We start from the raw sequence: 20634 nt of genomic DNA, 5'->3' as shown, positions 1-20634 counted from the left end.
TTGCCGCAGTCTATCGGTTGTTTACGTCAGGCTGTCGATAAAGGCCCTTTTTAGGGTCACATTTCCGGTTCAAAACTTACATCATCAGGTTACAAGCGCTACTATATCTTAATATAGTATACGGATACGGGCTAATGTAACTCGTTTGTTCTAACGGCTAATTCATTCGCATATGTAAGGAATGAATCGCTTAAAGAATCTTTATAACGATTAACATGGAAGCCTTAGTGTCCTTAGATTTGCACATAATTTTTTCTACCCCTATGAAAAGGTTGATTTTACTGATCTCTTTCCTAAGCCTGATAGCAATGAGTTCGTTCGCACAGGAGACAGGTCCCAAGTGTAATAACAACTTGGATGACGATGGCGATGGCCTCGTAGACTGCCGTGACGGAGACTGTGGCGCTAAAGTTTGTGAAATCTGTGATAACGGTATAGACGATGATGGCGACCGTTTCATAGACTGTTACGACAAGGAGTGTTCCATCGATGCAGTTTGTAAAGATTTCTTTATCGGTCATGATATAACTTGTGACGTTAAGCCTGACAGCTTCCCTCCTTTCGAAATGAAGCTTAAGTTTAAATCAGAGCCTAGCCGAACTAACCACGTTAACCGCCTGATTGTAGGAGATGTTGATGATGATGGTACTCCTGAAATAGTTACGACATTCCGAAATGGAAACAGCAGCCCTGCTGCAGACCCCACCGAAGGTTTTATCAACGTTCTGAGTGCTCCCGCTGCCGGTACTATCCTGCAACTGGAGAAACAGATCAATACACTGAACGACAACCTCAGACCTACTTTTGAAGATATAGCCATGGCTGATATCAATAAAGATGGATGTGCCGAGTTTTTCATTCTTACTGCTACATCAGACGGAACAGGCTATAAAATTATGGCCTACGATTGTAACGGTAACAAAACCTGGACCAGTCCTATAGATTGGGGAGTATACCCTGGTACAATGGGGCTTACAGATTTTGATGGCGATGGTTATGTCGAGTTATATACCCGTACCCGGATTTATGATGCTCACTCCGGTACATTAATGGCCGAGAACAACTGGGCTGGTAGTGGCGGAAGTTGGTTTGAGACCAGCAACGCTCCTATAGCTGTTGATATATTGACCGGATCTTCAACACAAGAACTTGTGGCGGGTTGCCGGATATACTCGGTAAATATTAATCGTCCTGCTCCTCCTCCGGCAACACCTCCGGTATTGGGCTCAACACTTACACTTTCACAACAACGTTCCGAGTACTTTACAAGAAATCAACGCGTATCCGGAAGTGGTACCAGTGTGGCTGACTTTAACCTGGATGGCTATCTTGATATAGTAGCGGTTGGCTCTACCACGCAGGCGGGTAACAACCAGGACAGAACGACTACCATTTTCTTCTGGGACGTTCAAAACAATGCCCTGAAAACTTATACAGATCTCTCCAATTCAAGCGACAGCAAGTATAAAAATGGATGGCAGAACGGTGCCGGTCGTGTTAACCTTGCGGATATAGACGGTGACGGTAAAATGAATGCCGTATATGTATCCGGTAAATATCTATATGCACTTAAAGAAACTGCTGCTGGCCTGGATACTTTGTGGAGACGTGGTGTTACGGAAGAAACTTCCGGTTACACAGGCTGTACCATGTTTGACTTTAATGCCGATGGTAAATCTGAAATTGTATACCGTGACGAGAATTATATCTATATATATACCACTACAAATACGAGTGGTGTAGTAACCGTTACACGCAGTACACCAATCCGATGCGCCTCCCGTACATCCAATGAATATCCGATTGTTGTGGATATGAATGGAGATGGTTCGACTGAAATATGCGTGGTTTGTTCTACCGACAACGTAACAAACGGAGCAGCTCTTACAAACCTTTACAGTGAAGCTGAAGTACGTGTTTATGAATCCGCCAACGAACCGTGGGTACCGGCACGTAAGCTCTGGAACCAGCACGGTTATTTTGTAGCCAACGTTAATGACGACCTTACCATTCCGAAACAAATGCAGGCACACCACCTGGTATATGCCGAAAATGCACAATGTTTTGTAGATGGAAAAAGCAGGCCGCTGAACAGCTTCCTGAACCAATCACCTTTTCTGAACTCATTTGGTTGTCCTTCATATGCAGCGCCTAACCTGGCCGTTACACCTTTCAGTGACGACTTTGATGTACAGGTTAATCCTCCTACGTGTCCGGATAAAAACTTTACGGTATCCTTCAAGTTCAGAAACAAAGGTGATATCGGAATCAGCGGTAACTTACCTGTTGCATTCTATAACGGTGACCCTATGGCTGCCGGAGCAATACTGCTTGGAAAGACTACAATACCATTGAGCAACATGAACCCTGGTGATACCCTTACGCAAACCAACGTAAGCATAACAGGTCCTGGTTCTGCCTTTACACTATATATAGTATTGAATGACGATGGTACAACCATCCCTACTCCTATTACTATACCGAATCCAAATTCAAAGATCAAAGAGTGCGACTATGGCGACAATATTCTGAAAACAAATGTTGTTCCACTGCCGGTTACACTTCAGGCTGAAGTACTTCGCGACAACCTGAGATGTAGCAACGTTACCAATGCTCCTAATAATGGTGCGGTGCGTGCATACGTTCTGATCAACGGTAAAAAAGATTCAACCAGTTTCAATTTCTACTGGTTCAAAGGAACCGTTGCCAAGCCTATAGCATCTGCTGATCACGTGGGGCACACCTATACCGGTCTTCCCGCTGATACGTATACAGTATATGCTATTCACAAAACAGCAAAATGTAACTCTGATACAGTAGCCAGTGTGGTCGTAAAAGAAATCTCACGTGCTATTAATGTCAACGTGATTACAATGCATAACTACGATGACTGTAAAAATCCAACCGGTGTATTACAGGCTATTGTAAATGATACCGATGGTGATGGTATAGGAGAACCTACCGGTAAATTCGAGTATACCTGGTATGCCGGTCCGGACATTCTTGTGGGGGATACGCTCGGCATCAGTCATACATTAACCGGATTAAAGCCGGGTTCCTATTCCGTACTGGTTACCGAGAAAACAACCGGTTGCCAGGGTAACGACTCCGGAGATATACTTGATCTCACGGTTCCGTTCACATTAGATACTACACACGTTGATATTACCTGTTCCGCTACAGCAAAAGGAAGTGCAACAGCAACTGTTAACGGAGGAACCACGGGTTATTCATTCTCATGGTTTAATGGAAGTTTTGTAAAACCGACAGACGATTATACCGGTTCAGTTTACAATAACCTGAATGCCGGAAATTATACCGTGTTCGCTACTGACATCAACACAAAATGTACTTCCGATACGGTAACTATAAAAGTTAAACAAACCAAGCCTCCGGTTATCACGGGTATAACAAAAGACTCTGATCAGTTATCATGTACCGGTTCAATCGGTGCTGCTACCGTAAACGTTCAGGGTAATGTTTCTGACAATACATATCAATGGTATAGAGGACCGAACACCCTGGCAGCAAATGCCATTGCAGGTGCAACTAATCCTTCTATTACGGGTCTTGCGGCAGGTACTTATACGGTGAAGGTTACTGGTAAGACAACCTCGTGTTCGTCAACAGCACAGATTACGATAGATGGTCCTTCGACAACAGAAATACTTACCGTTGTTCCAACAGGTCAGTCAACCTGTACGCCTAACAATGGTCAGATCGAAGTACAAACCGTAAGCCCTGGCGTACCGAGTGACTATACATTTGAATGGTATACAGGTTCAGCCGTAACGGCATCCAAACTCATATCAGGCGCCACCACGAGCATACTTTCCGGTGTTAATCCTGGTATATATACCGTGCGTGCCAGACATAAAATCTATGGATGCGTTACACCAGCGAAACAAACCGAGGTGTTGAACAATATTCCGAATATAGTTATTGACGATCCGGTTCTTACAGAACCTAATGACTGTATTTCGAACACTGGTCGCATTAACGTAATCGTAACGACTCCAAGCGTATTAGGATATGACTTCCGTTGGTTCAAAGGATTCACAGTTCCTGCCAGCGGTACGCCAATCGCGACAGTTACCAACACATCAACCACTTCACTGGTTACTGATTTGCGCTACGGACAATATGTAGTGGAGATCACAAACCGCGATACAGGTTGTAAGAAAGAATTCCCTATATACCTGCCATTCCTCAATGGTCACACATTAAAGCCATTCTCACAAACCGATATCACTACCTGCGTTCCTGACAATGGAGGAAGTATCACAGCAGAGCTTAAACCAACAACCGGCTTTGTTGATACAGACTATACAATAGAATACTTTGAAGGAAGTGTTGACCCTGAAACTCCATCAGGTACAGGTACTCCGGTTACGTCTGTAAATCCTAGTCCGACTCTGGGTAACTATTTGTTTGACTCTAATGGTCCATTCAATATTACTACCAAGTACTATACGATGGTTGCCATTGCAAACACCGGTGCACTCGCAGGTTGCCGTGCCTCCGCAACTTTCGTGATCAAACAAACTATTAGCGATCCGGTTATCGATGCCACGGCAACGGCAGCCGCTACGATGGTTAACAAGTTTTGTAAAACTGAAGTTGCCGGAAATCCGGGAAGCGGTTCCATTACGTTGGCATTAGGCTCTGGTGTTCCTGCAGACTATGACTACCAATGGACTTCGGACACGGATGCTTCATTCTCTGCAACTACAAAAGATATAACCGGTCTTAAACCAGGTGAGTATAGAATATTGATGACTGACAACGGTGGTGTTAACCAAGGCTGTTATACTGAAAATGTATTCACTGTATTAAACGATCCGAAAGAAGTAACCGTAAATCTTGCTGACGGTGATATCACCCTGACAAGCCTCACTGAATGTGGTCCGGATGGAGTAACGCCTTTAACGCAAGGTGCAGCTGCCTTCCAGCGTATCATGGTAGATGGAGTGGCGCTGACTTCTCCGTTCGCAGGATATACTTTCGATTGGAGAAGAATTGATAACTCCGTAGTAGCTGACAATGACGCAGTAGCCGGTGATATCGGTAATCTGGGTGCTGGCGAGTTCTATGTTATTGCGAATGAAACTTCCAGCAACTGCGATGTTACTGCGAGCTTTACAATTGAAGATGAAACAATCAACTCGGTCAATGTCGACCTGTTACGCTTCGTTGTTCCCTCAAAATGTCTCAAGCCGACAAACGTGTTGGGTGAACTTGAAGTGCAGGCATCTGGCCTCCCTGGTACAAACTATGCCTATAGCTGGTTTACCGGAGCGACTACAACGACACCTCTACCAGCCGGCAACGTAACGGGTACTGATAGCTATGGTAACGCAGGAAATATAGCACAGACTATTAACCCTGGCTTCTTCACTGTATCAGTCGAGAATACTACTTCACACTGTAAGGTTGTAGAAACTTATGAACTATCTCAGGACACAGCCATCGTTACGATGACAGCATCAACAAGTCCGCTAACATTCTGTGTAAATCCGGATGGATCCATGTATGCCACCGTTACAAGCGGAAGCCCTAATGATTATGACTATAAATGGTATATAGGCGCAGCTGTTAAACCATCAGCTGACTACACTGGTAAACTGGTTGAAAATATCCAGCCAGCTATATTCCCGAATACATTCCTGGTAGTAGCAACCGATCAGGCAGATGCATTCTGCAAAGTGTCCGCTTCCGTGTCCATTGATGATATGCGTGTATACCCGGTTGTAACGGCAACAGCAGTTAACCCGAGAACAAACTGCGATGTCGTGAAGGCTGACGGTATCGTTTCAGCTTCCGTGGACGGTAACGTGATCGACTATACTTTCGACTGGTATGGCGAGACTATAACTCCTCCTCCATTTGCTACCGGTTCACAGATCAGCGACCTGAGAGATAGTACCTATACTGTTATTGCAAGCGACCTCGTTTCAGGCTGTTCAGATACAACACAGGTAATCCTTGAATTCGTACCGGTAGGTGTTGAACAACCAAGTATAGAAGTCATCTCGCACGTGACAAGCTGTGTGGATAACAACGGTATACTCTCGGCATCGGTTAACGGAAATACATCAGACTATATCTTCGAATGGTATATCGGTAATGCCGTAAAAGCATCTCCTGATTTTGTAGGATCATACTACGATAGCCTTGCGGTAGGTATATATACTGTACGTGCAACAAGTCTCATTACAGGTTGCGTGTCTGATCCGGTAAGCGAAGAAATTCTGTCTAAACCGGTTCTTCCTGAATTTGAGTTCGCAATCATCCCGGCAAGCTGTGATGAAGAGAACGGACAAATCATGCTGACCATCACAAACGATGTTGATATAGACGAGATCATCTGGGAATCTGTTAATGGAACCATTATGGGTGATCCGGTTCTCGATGGTATACCAGCAGGTTTATATAAAGTAACAGTAAGAACACAGCTCGGCTGTGAAGCTTCGAAAGAAGTTGAAGTGAAAACAGATATACATCCTTACAATGGTATATCCAGAAATGGTGATGGTAAGAATGACATCTTCTTCATCAACTGTATCCAGAACTTCCCGGATAACATCGTGAAGGTGTTCAACCGTGCCGGTACACTGGTATACGAGCATGAAGGATACAACAACATTGATATCTTCTTCGATGGTAAATCCAACAAGGGTATCAGTGTAATGGGTACGAACCTCCCGGATGGTACATACTTCTACATCATTGACAAGCGCGATGGTTCGAAGCCCCTGGCCGGATATCTTGAAATAGTTAATTAATTTAATGTAATGACCTCTACCCTGAAGCACATTTTTTCAACTACGTTGTTTGTACTGGGTATTGCTATAGCCGGAATGGCGCAGCAGTATCCGGTCTTCACCCAGTATTATTTCAACGAGATGGTGATAAACCCTGCCTATGCAGGTGCTCACGTCAAGTTTAGTGCAACAGCGATGTACCGGAACCAGTGGGTGAACTTTCCGGGCGCGCCCAAAACATTTAACATCAGTGCACATACTGCGCTGGCGAAGAATAAAGTGGGTGTAGGCCTGATGGTGAACCACGATGAGATTGGTAGCTATAGCAACGATCACATCTATGTAAACTATGCGTACAAGATTCATTTTCCCAATTCAACGTTGGCCATGGGACTCCAGGCTGGTATCAACCTGCTGGGTGCCGACTATAGCAAACTTGATTTGCAGAATCCTGATGATGCATCGTTCTACAATATATCCAAGCAGGTAAAGCCTAACTTCGGAGCCGGTATATTTTATACCAAGAAGAATTTCTTCCTCGGCTTCTCCGTTCCGTTCATTATGAACAACGAAGTAGCCAACTCTGTTGAAAGCCTGCTAGGTGGCATTAAAGAAGCTCGTTATTACTTCCTCCGCGGTGGTGCTATACTTCCGCTGGATCGTATGGATAAAGTAAAGATCAATCCTTCATTCCTGGTGCGTACACAGGAAGGACAGCCGTTAAGTTTTGATATCAACACCGCGGTAATATTCTACGATGTATTCAGTATTGGAGGATCGTATCGTCTCGGTGATTCGTTCATCACATTCATCGATCTCAAACTGACCGAGAAATTACACTTTGGATATTCATACGATTGGACTCAATCCGATCTGAACAACTTCTCCAATGGTACGCACGAGTTCATGTTGAACTTCCGCTCCATATTCAGAGGTATCCACAAAAACCCCGAGTGTCCACAATACTACGACTACCGATAAGGTCAAATTCAAAAAAAATCCTCTGGCGAACGTCAGAGGATTTTTTTGAATTTTGATTGAAAGATTGGGAAGATTAAAAAATTAGAAGATTGCATACCGAAGACAACTTATTCTCCAATCTTGTAATTTTATAATCTTCTAATTTTTCAATCACACTAATATTCCAATTTTACAATCTTACAATCTTACAATTCTTATCAAAAGAGCTTTGCGTCCATCACTATATCTCGGGTTACATGATAGAATTCTTTGTGGATGTTGAACGGTGGTTCTCCATTCAGTTCTTTGATCACGTACGTGCCGTCTTCCTTCATGATGTAGGAGTTGACGTTATCTTTTAAATTATAGCGAAGGTTGTTGATGGCTTGTCTCTTCAGGAAATCATCGTCAAGTTGGAAGAGTGATTCAATCCTTCTGTCGAAGCTTCGTACCATGGCATCGGCACTTCCGATATACACTTTCGGATTTCCGGCATTGTGGAAATAATATATACGCGAGTGCTCCAGATATTCACCAACGATCGAGATAACTTCTATACTTTCACTAAGACCTTTCCGGCCGGGACGCAGGCAACACATTCCGCGAACAATAAGCTTGATCGGTACTCCGGCTTGCGATGCCAGGTATAATTCGTCAATGAGTTCTTTATCCTGGAAGGAATTCAGTTTGATTACGATACCCGATGGTATACCGTTTCTTGCATTCTCCGCCTCACGCTTCACCAGGTTACACAATTGAATGCGCATATCGCGCGGAGACGTAATCAGGTTACGATAGGTAGAAGGTTGCGAGTGCCCGGTAATTACATTAAAGAATTCCGACACATCGTTGGCGTATACCTCCTTCGTTGTAAGCAGACCGATGTCTACATACAAACGCGATGTCGACTCATTGTAGTTACCACTGGAAAGATGAACGTAACGATAAACTTTGTCGTCTTCTTCTTTGCGCACAATCAACAACAACTTCGTGTGAGTCTTTAAGCTGCTCACACCGTAGATCACGAAACAGCCGGCCTTCTGCAGTCGCTGTGCTTCACGCAAGTTATTCTCTTCATCAAAACGCGCTTTTACTTCGAACAACACGGCAACGTGCTTTCCATTTTCAGCGGCACGCAACAGTGCTGCGGTAACACGCGACTCTTTTGCTACGCGGTATATGGTAATCTTGATCGACAGTACATATGGATCATCCGCTGCTTTCTCCAGGAGCTCCAGTACGGGTTCCATGGAGTTATAGGGATGGTGTAAAAGTATATCACGTTCTTTCAACACTTCGAACAAATCGCGACTGCCTTGCTCCGGAAAATTCAACGGTTTGATCGGTGCCGGTGGTTGCGAGCGTTTACTCTTGAATTCTTTGTGTCCGATAATCTGCATGAGACCGTTAAATTCCAGCATGCTGTCTTTCGGAACAGAGAATATATTGTGGTCATCGAGATCCCACTGAATTTTCAGCAGGCGCATCATCCACGGATCCGGATTTTCTTCAACATCCAATCGCACTACACGGCCGGTTCTGCGTGTCTTCAGTTTACGCTTCAGATCTTCAAGGAAGTTTGACTCTATATCTTCACTTTCTTCGAGTGTAAAATCACCGTTACGATTTATGCGAAAAAGATTTGTACTGGCAATCTCTACATTGCGGAAGAGATGATGGATATTGTTTCGGATGATCTCTTCGATCGGAACAAACTGAATTATATCTTCCGAAGGCAACTCATAGAATCGCGGAAGATTCTGCGGCACCTGTATAAATGAAACTCGTTGCTGGTTCTGCGCATCGTTCGTGTTCTTCGTTACCACACCAAACAACAACCTGTTGTTCATCAACACCGGAAACGTATGGTAGTTATCAAACACCATGGGCGTTAACATCGGGAAGATGATGTGATTGAAGTAATCATTTACCCGTTGTGTATCCTCAGGAGAGAGTTCGCTATAGGCACATATAGCAAAACCGTTCTGGTGAAAGAGCGGCTTCAGACTATTTATATAGTACTCGTTCTGATCGTTGAAGAACTTCTTCGTCTCCGCGAGTAAAAGTTTACGGAACGGTTCTTCACGCAAACCGTTATAATCAAAACGTTCTTTATTATAGTCGAGGTAATTATACAAACTTCCTAACCGGATGGTACAGAACTCATCCAGGTTGGAGGCTGTAATGGAAAGGAACTTCAGGCGATCAAATATACTGCGGTCAATATGCTTGGCCTGCTCCAGTACTCTATAGTTAAACTTCAGCCAGCTTAGATCGCGGCTGATGTATTCACTCTCGTAAATCTGTTGTGCTATCCTGTCCGAAGAAATATGTAACTCATCCATATCAGCAAGGTAAAAAAGTTAACGTTATCCGCTAACTATTTCCCTGCTATCATTCGGTTAATATTTAGCGGATAGGTATAAATAGTTTTAAATACAGACTAAATGTCGATACGTGCATACTTGGCATTCTTCTCAATGAAATCCCTGCGTGGTGCAACCTCATCTCCCATCAACATTGAGAACAAGTGATCAGCTTCTGCAGCTGACTCTATACTTACCTGTTTCAATGAACGCTTGGATGGATCCATCGTGGTTGTCCATAACTGCTCAGGGTTCATTTCACCAAGACCTTTATAGCGCTGTACGTTTACAGAGTCTTCTTTGCCGGCACCAAGCTCCGCTACAATGGCTGCACGTTCTTCTTCTGTCCAGCAGTAACGCTCTTCTCTACCTTTCTTCACGAGGTATAAAGGAGGAAGCGCTATATATACATATCCGTTTTCGATCAGGTCACGCATATAGCGGAAGAAGAACGTAAGGATCAGTGTACGAATGTGACTACCATCCACATCCGCATCGGTCATGATGATGATCTTGTGATAGCGGAGTTTCGTCATGTTAAGAGCCTTGTCATCTTCCGGTGTACCGAATGTTACACCCAAAGCCGTGATCATATTCTTGATCTCGTCATTCTCGTAGATCTTGTGCTCTTGTGCTTTCTCCACGTTCAGGATCTTACCGCGCAATGGCAGAATAGCCTGGAAGTTACGATCTCTTCCCTGCTTGGCAGAACCACCCGCAGAATCACCCTCCACAAGATATAGTTCGCATATAGCAGGATCAGCACTGGAACAGTCGGCCAGCTTACCCGGAAGACCTGTGCCTGATAAAACGTTTTTACGTTGTACCATCTCACGGGCCTTACGCGCTGCGTGACGAGCCTGTGCTGCGAGTATAACTTTGTTAACGATGAGCTTTGCTTCGCGCGGATGTTCTTCGAGGAAGTACTGAAGCACTTCACCTACAGCCTGATCGACAGCACCCATCGCATCGGAGTTACCAAGTTTAGTCTTGGTTTGTCCTTCGAACTGAGGCTCGGCAACTTTTACCGAGATTACTGCTGTTAATCCTTCGCGGAAGTCATCACCACTGATATCAATCTTTACTTTCTCGAGTAATCCTGATTTATCAGCGTATGTTTTTAATGTTCTTGTTAATGCTCTGCGGAAACCGGCTACGTGTGTACCACCTTCATGCGTGTTGATGTTGTTCACATACGACACCAGGTTTTCGCTGAAGGATGTATTGTAACTCAACGCAACCTGAATTGGTATCTCGCCTTTATCATTCTCGATATAGATCGGAGCCGGAATCAGCTTCTCGCGTGTTGCATCAATGTATTCAACGAACTCGCGCAAGCCTCCTTCTGAGTAAAACGTTTCGCCTTTTACTTCGCCCTTCTCATCCTTCTCGCGAAGATCTTTCAGGTGAATGGTAATACGTGGATTCAAAAACGCAAGCTCGCGTACACGCGATGCGATTGTTTCGTAATTATACTCCCAATTGGTAAAGATCGTTTTGTCCGGAAGGAATTTTACGGTAGTACCACGCTTCGTAGATTCACCGATAACGCGAACCGGGTATTGCGGATTACCACGCTCATATTCCTGTTCGAATATTTTTCCATCGCGTTGTACCGTTACGTGTAAATGCTCCGAGAGAGCATTCACGCAGGATACACCCACACCGTGCAAACCACCGGATACTTTATAGGTATTCTTATCAAATTTACCACCCGCGTGAAGTACCGTTAGCACAACTTCCAATGCCGAACGTTTTTCTTTTTCGTGCATGTCGGTTGGAATACCGCGACCGTTGTCTTCAACCGTAATGGAGTTGTCTTCATTTACCGTTACATGAATGGTATCACAATAACCGGCAAGTGCTTCATCGATCGAGTTATCAACAACCTCCCACACGAGGTGGTGAAGTCCTTTGATACCTACATCACCGATGTACATGGCAGGACGTTTCCGTACTGCTTCTAACCCTTCTAATACTTGAATATTACTGGCTGAATAATCAGCTGGAACTTTCGCTTTCTCTTCGCTCATTGTCAATTTTTGAAACCGTCAAAAATAAGTTTTTTTGCCTGCCACACCGCATTTTTAGAGAAAAAAAACACTGTATTTTTTTATATGCATCAGCACCATTTTTGGCGCTTGTTTTTCGATAACTAAATCTTTAGTTTTATCTATGAATCGCATCGATGCAGCACTCTTTCCTACATACACGTGTCTGCTTGTTCTATGTTTCTCCTTTGCAATCGGGCAGCCTAGTATAACCCGGAATCGTAACCTTGAAGTTCCCGTATACAAGTCGCCTCAGGACTCTGTTCGATTGGCTAATGTGAATGCGTTGTATGATAAACTTCATAACGATGAACGTGTTGATTTGAAGATACTCGACAGTGTGGAAAATCTGCGCGATGTGCTTCGTGAACAAGCCATTCTTCGTTTTCGTATTCTTTATAAACCTTCACCTGATTTTACACCCTATGATAGTCTCACGCTCATTCGCGATCTGCGTAAAGTAAAAAGGGTAAGCATTATTGGTCTGCAATTGAAAGAACTGCCATCTATACTCTTGCGTTGCGACAGCCTTCAAAGTATTGAACTTGTAAACTGCTCGATCCGTAAAATTCAAAAGCAGATCAATCAGTTACCGAGACTTACTTCTATCGCCATTCTCAACAACACGTATAAACGTCCATTAAGGTTAAATAAAAATGATCGCATTACGTTGCTCGCCATTCATGGTGATCATGCCAGAGCATTGCCTCGCTCCTATCGTAAGCTGAAAGCGCTTGAGACTCTTGATTTATCCAACAATGCACTCGTAAAATTTCCGAACGGTGCCGCGCGAAACCGGAAACTAAAAGAGCTGAGTCTTCAACACAACGAACTTACCCTTCGCGATAAATTAAAGTTGCATCCGAATCTTGAAAAGCTCGCATTGCAATTCAACCGCATACAACAGGTGCCTGACCAGATCACACGCTTTCCCAACCTCACACGGCTGAGTTTAAATCACAATCGAATCACCAATGTTACACCGGCCATAGGAAGTCTCAAAAAGTTAAAACACCTTTCCTTCTACAACAACCGGCTAACGTCTGTGCCGACAGGCGTATATGAATTGCGCTCGCTGAATGTAATTGATCTTTACTTTAACCAGATCGAAGCGATTGATGATCGCATCAGCAACTGGGATTCGCTGCAGATACTTTTCATATCGCACAACAAACTCTTGAAATTGCCGGAGAAGCTTACAACGCTACGGCTGCTGGAAGAGCTGTATGCTTACGACAATCGGCTGACGAGTATATCGGATGACATAAACCAGTTGTCTAAACTTCGCATTATATACGTTCAGAATAACTGCCTGCGACAGATACCCAATACGTTGCTGCAACTGGATTCGCTGGAGGAAATGGATTTCTCTGAAAATTATATGACCGATTTGCCGGAGACTATATTTAACTATCCCAAACTGCGATTCATCTCGCTGATGAATAATCCCTGGCGTGAAAATGTACGGCTCTTCATCGACCGAAAATCAAAAGAACTCGCCATGTATGATATCACCGTTCGTGTATCAGGACCGCGCAACAGCTTTCACTGATCTTTCTTTTTAGGTGATCGGGGTGTGGATTCTTTCTCGGCCAGCAATTGCACTTTTGCTTTTTCAAGTTCTGCTTTCTGCGCTTCGGTAACGGATGGATATTCAATGCTGAGTGCCTGAAATTGTTTGTAGAGTATAGATACCATGGCGAGCCGTGCATACCATTTATCATCGGCAGGTATTACAAACCAGGGTGCATGTTCAGTTGATGTGGCCCGCAGTGCATCTTCGTATGCTTTTTGGTAATCATTCCAATACGCGCGTTCTTTCAGATCGCCCAGGGAGAACTTCCAGTTTTTGGTGGGATTATCGATGCGTTCGAGAAATCGTTTCTTCTGTTCTTTTTTGGACACGTGTAAAAAGAATTTGAGAATGATGGTTCCGTTCTCATGCAGGTTCTTCTCAAATCGTCTGATCTGTTTATACCGCTGCTTCCAGAAGTGCTTATCGATATCCTCAACGGATTGAATGCCCGGAAGATTTTCGTTGAGTATATATTCCGGGTGTACTTTGGTGATGAGTACATTTTCGTAATGCGAACGATTATGAATGGCAATCTCGCCCCGTGCGGGCAACGCCAGATTGTGTCGCCATAAGTAATAGTGATCGAGTTCCGTTGACGATGGAGTTTTGAAACTATATACCCGCACCCCGGTGGGATTCAATCCCGACAGCATGTGTTTGATGGCACTGTCTTTACCGGCAGCATCCATCGCCTGCAGGATGATCAGCACGCTAAAGCGGTTGTGCGCATAGAGTTTGTCCTGTATCTCGGCCAGGTGTTCCAATCCCTGCGCCAGCAATTGCTGGGCTTCGTCTTTGGTGATAGCCTCTCCGTTGTAAGCCGTATCACAATCCGACAGCTTGAATTTCTTACCCGGCTTTACGAGCAGTTTTTTGAATTGGACAGCGACTTCTTCGGATACCATAGTGTGAGCAGGTTAATAACAGGAAGTTAGCTATTATTAGTATAACTATACTTGTCCTGTATCGGTTAGAATTGTCGTGAACGCAACATTACCAGCGTGCAGGCTTCCAGCGCTTCGATTCCTTTATCCTCGGCCATTTTCTCGAACTCATCGTTCTCGGTACCGGGATTGAAAATGATGCGCTTGGGGTTGAGCCCCAATATATAGTCATACCATTCCGGCTGGCGTTGCGGGCCTATATATAGCGTTACGGTATCAACGTTATCAATCTTCGGTTTATCTTTTATATTGAGGATCTTGCTTCCGAACACCTCACCTGTTTTTATACCGAGCGGAACGATTTCGTTTTTATACTCGGTAAGCATGGACGCCGCCAGGTACGCATACCGTGACGGATTATCAGTTGCCCCTATAATTACGGTCTTCTTACTCATCGTTTTTCAAATTCAATTCATGACTTGTTCGTTATTCTGGCGAATGCTGCTTCGGCACATCGCTCGCCATCCATCGCTGCTGATACAATTCCGCCCGCATAGCCTGCGCCTTCGCCACATGGAAACAGATTTTTGATCTGCGGATGTTCCAGTGTGTCTTTATCGCGCGGAATCTTTACCGGTGATGATGTACGGCTCTCGACACCTACAATTTGTGCATCGTTGGTAAGATAACCCTTCATACGGGTGCCAAAGTTACGGAAGCCCTGCTGCAACGCCTGGGCTATCCTTTTGGGAAGCACTTCGCGCATCTCTACAGAAGCAAGTCCCGGTTGGTACGATGTTTCCGGCAATGATGACGAAACTCGCTTATCAACAAAATCCACAAGCCGTTGTGCCGGAGCCAGTTGTGTACCTCCTGCTATCACACAAGCTTTTTGCTCGATAGCCGATTGAAAAATCATGCCTGCCAGCGCTCCGTGCTTTGCATACTCTTTGAAATCATTTTCATCAACGGCTACAACAATACCGGAGTTTGCAAACTTCGAATCTCTGCGCGAAGGACTCATGCCGTTTACAACAATTTCGCCCGGTGCTGTTGCTGCTGGTACTATAAATCCACCGGGGCACATGCAGAATGAAAATACACCGCGATCTTGTCCTTCAATGTTTGCCTGATGTACCAATGCGTATGATGATGCCGGTAAATATGGACCGCGATCGCCTGTGCAATGATATTGTATCTGGTCGATCAGTATCTGCGGATGTTCAACGCGAACGCCTAACGCAAAAGGCTTCGCTTCAATAAGTATATTATGCTGATGAAGGAGATGAAATATATCTCTGGCCGAATGTCCGGTAGCGAGAATTACCGCTTCACCCTCTACCCGATCACCATTCTGAAGAACAACGCCTTTTATTGTTTCATCTTTCAGAATAAGATCAACAACTTTTGTATTAAAATATACCTCGCCTCCTGCATCCTGTATACTTTGACGAAGTTCTGCCACCAGCTTTGGTAATTTATTCGTACCTATATGCGGATGCGCATCGAACAGAATTTCTTCTTTTGCACCATGTGCTACCATAATCTCCAGTATCCTGCGTATATCTCCGCGCTTCTTCGAGCGGGTATATAGTTTACCATCAGAATAGGTACCGGCACCGCCTTCACCAAAACAGTAATTTGACTCCGGATTTACGAAATGATCTTTGTTTATCGCAGCAAGATCTCTGCGTCTGGCCTGTACATCAGCACCACGCTCGAGTACAATTGGTTTTACACCGAGCTCGATCAATCGCAGTGCTGCGAATAATCCTGCTGGTCCGCTGCCCACTATAATTATCTGTTGCTTGTTGCCAACCTGCTGGTAGGTTGTAGTAGCTGTCGGTGATTTTTTTTCGGAAGGAGAAAGCAATTCACATTGCACTCTAACCACAACGTTGCGCGAGCGTGCATCGATGGAACGTTTTACCGGCTGCACATATACATCGCCATCTTTTTTCAAACCAAGCTTTTTGTAGAGCAAGGTCTCAAATTGTTCTTCGTTAAACGCCTCTGCAGGCGAAAGCACTAATTCTACTGTCTTCATATATACGGAAGGTTTTTATCCTTCAATGATTGTTATGCAAAGATATAATGCTTCAGCTAAACTTTACTTCACGAACGAGAAGACATTGCCAAAATTGAGTCCGAAGTGAAATGCTGTAGACAGCTTGGATTGATTAAGATCTTCGAAGTAACTGGCAAATGCCGGATCGACATCAAAGCTGCGGTAGCCTATACCACACGAAGCAAAAGTATCAATCGTAAACCCGCTCCGGTTGTTCCTGCGCATAATGCGATAGCCGAGCAGTGGCCCCCACTCAATGCGCTGTTCCACCGAATTGAACGTAAATAAATTATCCGGATTATTGTTGATCGGCTGATTAACAAAATGCCCGAGGTTGGTAAAACGTATCTCGTGACCAAAGTACCACATGCCCACTTTCATGGCATTATAAAATTTCTGCTTGATGCTGATGCTATACCCACGCTCAAATTGTTTGTTGGGTGTAATATTAAGATCGGCTGTGAAGAATGGATCGCGTATACCGACAAATTCAAACTCATGTCCTAAACGCTCCTGTTGATAGAACTCCACTCCGAACGGAAGTCGCCCAACAGCAAGCCATATCGGGTTGGAGCTCATGATCACACCATGAAACTCATTTCCTTTTTCACGAAAGTAATTGAAGCCACGTGCCTTGGCTTTTGAGCGATGTGTACTCTTGGTAGCAAGCTGCACGATCTCCTTCCCTAACTTCTGATCTTCGTAATACGGACGATAGTACCCTGAGAGTCTTCCGTCTGTCTCATATATCTCCCACGTTCCCGTCTTCAGTTCACCATCATAAGCGCCTTTGGTTTGCAGGCTTCCGTTGGGAAAGTAGCCGCGATATATACCTTTATCATTTGCATAGTCGCTCTCGCCTTCGCGCTTTCCATCTTCATAGTAAAACATCCATTTACCCTGGCGCTTTCCATCCTGTATCTGTCCTTTTACTTTCAGTTTACCACTGGTATAGTACTCGCGATACTCACCTGTTCCTTTGTCGAATGTAGCTTCGCTTTTTATAGTACCATCGGTGTTAAGTGTTTTCCAATAGCCGTTCTTTTTTCCCCCGGTATATTCTCCGGATGATCGCACGGTTCCATTCTCAAAATAATACTCCCACGGACCGGCAGGTTGATCCTGTATATACTTACCTTTAGACGAAATTTTACCTGAAGGAAAATACGTTATCCACTCACCATGTTTCTTTCCGTTGTCGTAGTCGCCTTCGCTTTCCAGGGCACCATCTTCGGTAAAGTATTTCCAATGACCGGTATTCTTTGAGCCTGTCTTCGGACCTTCGCCCAATACTTTGCCGGAGTGATAATACTCGGTATACCTTCCAAAGTCATCCGTATAGTCTATCTCTCCTTTCAGCGTTCCATCTTCAAAGTAATTTTTCCAGATGCCGATGCGCTTGCTGTCTTTATAAGATCCTATTTCTTTTACCTGTCCGTTCTCATAGTATGATTTCCATTCGCCCTGGCGGTCTTTGCCATTCACAATGCCCTCCATACTTTTCTGGCCGCTTTCATAGAAGTACTCCCACAAACCATAGTTGGAGCTTTTAAAAAGAATGCCGCGCATTTTGAGTTTACCCGTTTCGTAGTAAAACTCCCACACGCCAGCGGTCTCGTTGTTTTCGAATTGTCCTTTGGATTCTGTTGTGCCGTTGAGGTAGTACGACTGATACTTGCCATGCGCGATGTTACGCACGGTATCTTTTACCTGGTATATTTCCTTGATGTGCTTACGCTCAGGATCGTGATACGTTTTGCGCGTGAAGCCCTGACCTATAACAAGCGTTTTACCTGCCGAAAGGAATAGTAGAATTAGAAGGAGTCTTTTCACAAGCAGGCGTTCAAACTGCGCCTCAAAGATACAAATAAAGCAACACACCGGACAGGGTGCTCAATCGCCCCCTAACCACTTCATTGCTAATAATTTACTTATTAATTACTCGTGCGAACGAAAGACTACCAGGTCGGTTTCGTTGGTATCGCCATTAAACATTTTAGCCTGGTAGTAGAGTTTGGAATGAGGCGGTACACTGCGTGTAAGCCATACGTTTCCTCCAATCACGCTGTGGTGACCGATTACCGTTTCACCTCCCAATATAGTAGCACCGGCATATACCACCACATGGTCTTCCAGCGTGGGATGTCGCTTTCGTGACGCATCTTCTTTGTTTACGCTCAACGCCCCTAGTGTAACGCCCTGGTATATCTTTACAAAGTTACCAATCACGGTAGTCTCCCCAATTACTACACCGGTACCGTGGTCAATACAAAAATGTCTGCCGATAGAAGCACCGGGGTGAATGTCAACTCCGGTTTTACTGTGCGCATGTTCGGTGATGATGCGCGGTATTTCCTTTATACCCTGCTTTAACAACTGGTGGGCTATACGATAGGCGGCAATGGCGTAGAAGCCGGGATAGGTACGCACCACCTCGCTCTTGCTTTTGGCAGCAGGGTCGCCTTCAAACATCGCGGTAACATCTTCTTCGATCATGCTGTGTATCTCCGGCAAGGCATCGAAGAATTTCTCAGCCAGGGCCGCGGCATTGTGGGTACCGGAAGCCGGATTGTTTCGAAGTAACTTTTCAAGATCGGATCGAAGTTTCTCCATCAACCGCATGAAGTCATCTTCTGACAAATGCGCCAATTGAGAGAAGTCAGCAAACAACGCGCTCAGTAATTCAACAAAGAACTGCGACACCTCTGCCGGTGCCGGGCACGTAGGACATGCCTGATGAGACTGATACAGTTTTTTTAGAAACGACTTATCCATGTATAAAAATCTGGTGGTGATTTTCTTCGTATAAACACACAATGTTGCTATAACGTGTTTTACAGATTTTTTGATTGGCCGGAGCTCAAAATAGTTATACCTGAGCTTCCATTCGTCTTTTCGCTTCTATGCACCACAGCAGCTCACCGGTAAAGACTTTCGCGCGTTTATCGAGTGCAGCTTTGTCGGCAGGGTTTCCATCGTCATCGAGCAATTCTTTTACTTTGGGCATCGGGAACATGGCTGGCACCGTCCACGCACGAATTTTCCAGAGTGAGAACTGTAAGGATGTGATCACTTGCGTGCCACCAAACGAACCATCCGATACGGTAGATATAGCGATCGGCTTACGATGCCATTCTTTATACAACAAGTCCACTGCATTTTTTATACTGGCCGGATAGCCTCCGTTATACTCGGGCGTAACGATAATGATACCGTCAGACTTTTTGATCTTATCAGCAAAGTCCAATACCTGTGGCAGCGGATTTTGCTGATGGTCCAGTCGTTCATTGAACAATGGAAACTGGTATTCATTCAAGTCGAGAATCTCAACCGTACCGAGGTTGTTCTCCGTGATATACTTTTTAAAATATAGCGCAACCCGGTGACTTAACCGACCGGTACGAACACTCGCGGAGATAATGGAAATGTGTGGCATATACTAAATTTACTTCGAGGCATCAATATATATGAAAAGAAGTGCCTTTCAAGGCACTTCGACTTTTATTCAATACGCTGAATCTCGTACGGTTTGTTGTTGAATGTAAACGAAGCCTTCACGGCAAGTCCCATTAACTTTACACCAATAGGCGATGCCGTTGAGACAGCAAAAAACGATTCGTTATTTACCTTCAGCAAACCTGCGCTGATGGAGATATAAAAATTACCCTGGTTGGTTCGTACCAAACATCCGGGGCGCACCACGTCCGTCTGCACCACAGTATCAATCTGTCCGATGGTCTCTTTCAGTTTAATAGCCTCGGTTAATTGTATACTATATTTTTCCATTTCCAGTTGCATCATAGAACGGCCGGTTTCATACTTATCGCCAACACTGCTTTTCGTTTCTTCATCGGCAGAGATCTGTAATGCTGCAATGGCATTACGTGCAGCTTCAATACGTTGATCGGCATAGTCATGGCATAGCGTATGCAACTTTGATTTAAGTTCGCTCATGTAAAAAATAA

The 20634-nt window shown here is 44.5% G+C and carries 12 protein-coding genes; 3 read left to right on the top strand and 9 right to left on the bottom strand.

Annotated elements, in window-relative coordinates; all coding sequences use genetic code 11:
• Positions 1-263: 263 nt before the first annotated feature.
• Both ACFQ21_RS27525 and ACFQ21_RS27520 read left to right on the top strand, forming a co-directional pair.
• Positions 264-6785, top strand: coding sequence for a T9SS type B sorting domain-containing protein (locus ACFQ21_RS27525; RefSeq protein WP_377585301.1), 6522 nt, complete (start codon positions 264-266; stop codon positions 6783-6785).
• A 9-nt stretch (positions 6786-6794) separates the two neighbouring features.
• Entirely contained in the window at positions 6795-7745 is a 951-nt protein-coding gene (locus ACFQ21_RS27520) for a PorP/SprF family type IX secretion system membrane protein (RefSeq protein WP_377585298.1), read from the top strand.
• Positions 7746-7942: 197 nt separating this feature from the next.
• Here the strand turns inward: ACFQ21_RS27520 and ppk1 are convergent, their stop codons facing one another.
• Complete coding sequence (ppk1, locus tag ACFQ21_RS27515) at positions 7943-10069, bottom strand: polyphosphate kinase 1 (protein ID WP_377585295.1); 2127 nt, start codon at positions 10067-10069, stop codon at positions 7943-7945.
• Positions 10070-10167: 98 nt separating this feature from the next.
• Positions 10168-12123 (bottom strand): DNA topoisomerase (ATP-hydrolyzing) subunit B, encoded by a 1956-nt coding sequence (gene gyrB / locus ACFQ21_RS27510; protein WP_377585292.1) that lies wholly within the window; start codon positions 12121-12123, stop codon positions 10168-10170.
• 142 nt (positions 12124-12265) lie between these two features.
• Between gyrB and ACFQ21_RS27505 the strand changes: the two genes are divergently transcribed.
• Positions 12266-13693 (top strand): leucine-rich repeat domain-containing protein, encoded by a 1428-nt coding sequence (locus ACFQ21_RS27505; protein ID WP_377585289.1) that lies wholly within the window; start codon positions 12266-12268, stop codon positions 13691-13693.
• On the opposite strand, the gene ACFQ21_RS27500 is transcribed toward ACFQ21_RS27505, so the two are convergent.
• The 7 genes from ACFQ21_RS27500 to ACFQ21_RS27470 all read right to left on the bottom strand — a co-directional run bounded on the left by ACFQ21_RS27500 (position 13687) and on the right by ACFQ21_RS27470 (position 20623).
• The gene (locus ACFQ21_RS27500; protein ID WP_377585286.1) at positions 13687-14622 is read right to left on the bottom strand and encodes a polyphosphate kinase 2 family protein; all 936 of its coding nucleotides are present in this window, start codon (positions 14620-14622) and stop codon (positions 13687-13689) included. The genes ACFQ21_RS27505 and ACFQ21_RS27500 overlap by 7 nt on opposite strands.
• A gap of 65 nt (positions 14623-14687) precedes the next feature.
• Positions 14688-15056, bottom strand: coding sequence for a CoA-binding protein (locus ACFQ21_RS27495; RefSeq protein WP_377585283.1), 369 nt, complete (start codon positions 15054-15056; stop codon positions 14688-14690).
• A 17-nt stretch (positions 15057-15073) separates the two neighbouring features.
• A complete protein-coding gene (locus ACFQ21_RS27490; protein ID WP_377585280.1) occupies positions 15074-16648 on the bottom strand; it encodes an NAD(P)/FAD-dependent oxidoreductase in 1575 nt (524 codons plus the stop codon).
• Between the two features lie 63 nt (positions 16649-16711).
• Complete coding sequence (locus ACFQ21_RS27485) at positions 16712-18502, bottom strand: toxin-antitoxin system YwqK family antitoxin (RefSeq protein ID WP_377585276.1); 1791 nt, start codon at positions 18500-18502, stop codon at positions 16712-16714.
• Between the two features lie 105 nt (positions 18503-18607).
• Complete coding sequence (locus ACFQ21_RS27480) at positions 18608-19444, bottom strand: serine O-acetyltransferase (RefSeq protein ID WP_377585273.1); 837 nt, start codon at positions 19442-19444, stop codon at positions 18608-18610.
• Positions 19445-19538: 94 nt separating this feature from the next.
• Entirely contained in the window at positions 19539-20105 is a 567-nt protein-coding gene (locus tag ACFQ21_RS27475; RefSeq protein WP_377585270.1) for an NADPH-dependent FMN reductase, read from the bottom strand.
• A 65-nt stretch (positions 20106-20170) separates the two neighbouring features.
• The gene (locus ACFQ21_RS27470) at positions 20171-20623 is read right to left on the bottom strand and encodes a 3-oxoacyl-ACP synthase (protein WP_377585267.1); all 453 of its coding nucleotides are present in this window, start codon (positions 20621-20623) and stop codon (positions 20171-20173) included.
• Between the last annotated feature and the right edge of the window lie 11 nt (positions 20624-20634).

It is taken from the genome of Ohtaekwangia kribbensis, assembly GCF_042676245.1.
Classification (GTDB): Bacteria; Bacteroidota; Bacteroidia; order Cytophagales; family Cyclobacteriaceae; genus Ohtaekwangia; species Ohtaekwangia kribbensis.
Note: the sequence above shows the minus strand (reverse complement) of the source record. Positions and strands in the feature narration are given on the sequence as shown.

Bases quoted from the DNA above. Each gene is read 5' to 3' on its own strand.
- ACFQ21_RS27525 (WP_377585301.1), top strand. From the start codon at position 264: ATGAAAAGGTTGATTTTACTGATCTCTTTCCTAAGCCTGATAGCAATG.
- ACFQ21_RS27520 (WP_377585298.1), top strand. From the start codon at position 6,795: ATGACCTCTACCCTGAAGCACATTTTTTCAACTACGTTGTTTGTACTG.
- ppk1 (WP_377585295.1), bottom strand. From the start codon at position 10,069: ATGGATGAGTTACATATTTCTTCGGACAGGATAGCACAACAGATTTAC.
- gyrB (WP_377585292.1), bottom strand. From the start codon at position 12,123: ATGAGCGAAGAGAAAGCGAAAGTTCCAGCTGATTATTCAGCCAGTAAT.
- ACFQ21_RS27505 (WP_377585289.1), top strand. From the start codon at position 12,266: ATGAATCGCATCGATGCAGCACTCTTTCCTACATACACGTGTCTGCTT.
- ACFQ21_RS27500 (WP_377585286.1), bottom strand. From the start codon at position 14,622: ATGGTATCCGAAGAAGTCGCTGTCCAATTCAAAAAACTGCTCGTAAAG.
- ACFQ21_RS27495 (WP_377585283.1), bottom strand. From the start codon at position 15,056: ATGAGTAAGAAGACCGTAATTATAGGGGCAACTGATAATCCGTCACGG.
- ACFQ21_RS27490 (WP_377585280.1), bottom strand. From the start codon at position 16,648: ATGAAGACAGTAGAATTAGTGCTTTCGCCTGCAGAGGCGTTTAACGAA.
- ACFQ21_RS27480 (WP_377585273.1), bottom strand. From the start codon at position 19,444: ATGGATAAGTCGTTTCTAAAAAAACTGTATCAGTCTCATCAGGCATGT.
- ACFQ21_RS27475 (WP_377585270.1), bottom strand. From the start codon at position 20,105: ATGCCACACATTTCCATTATCTCCGCGAGTGTTCGTACCGGTCGGTTA.
- ACFQ21_RS27470 (WP_377585267.1), bottom strand. From the start codon at position 20,623: ATGAGCGAACTTAAATCAAAGTTGCATACGCTATGCCATGACTATGCC.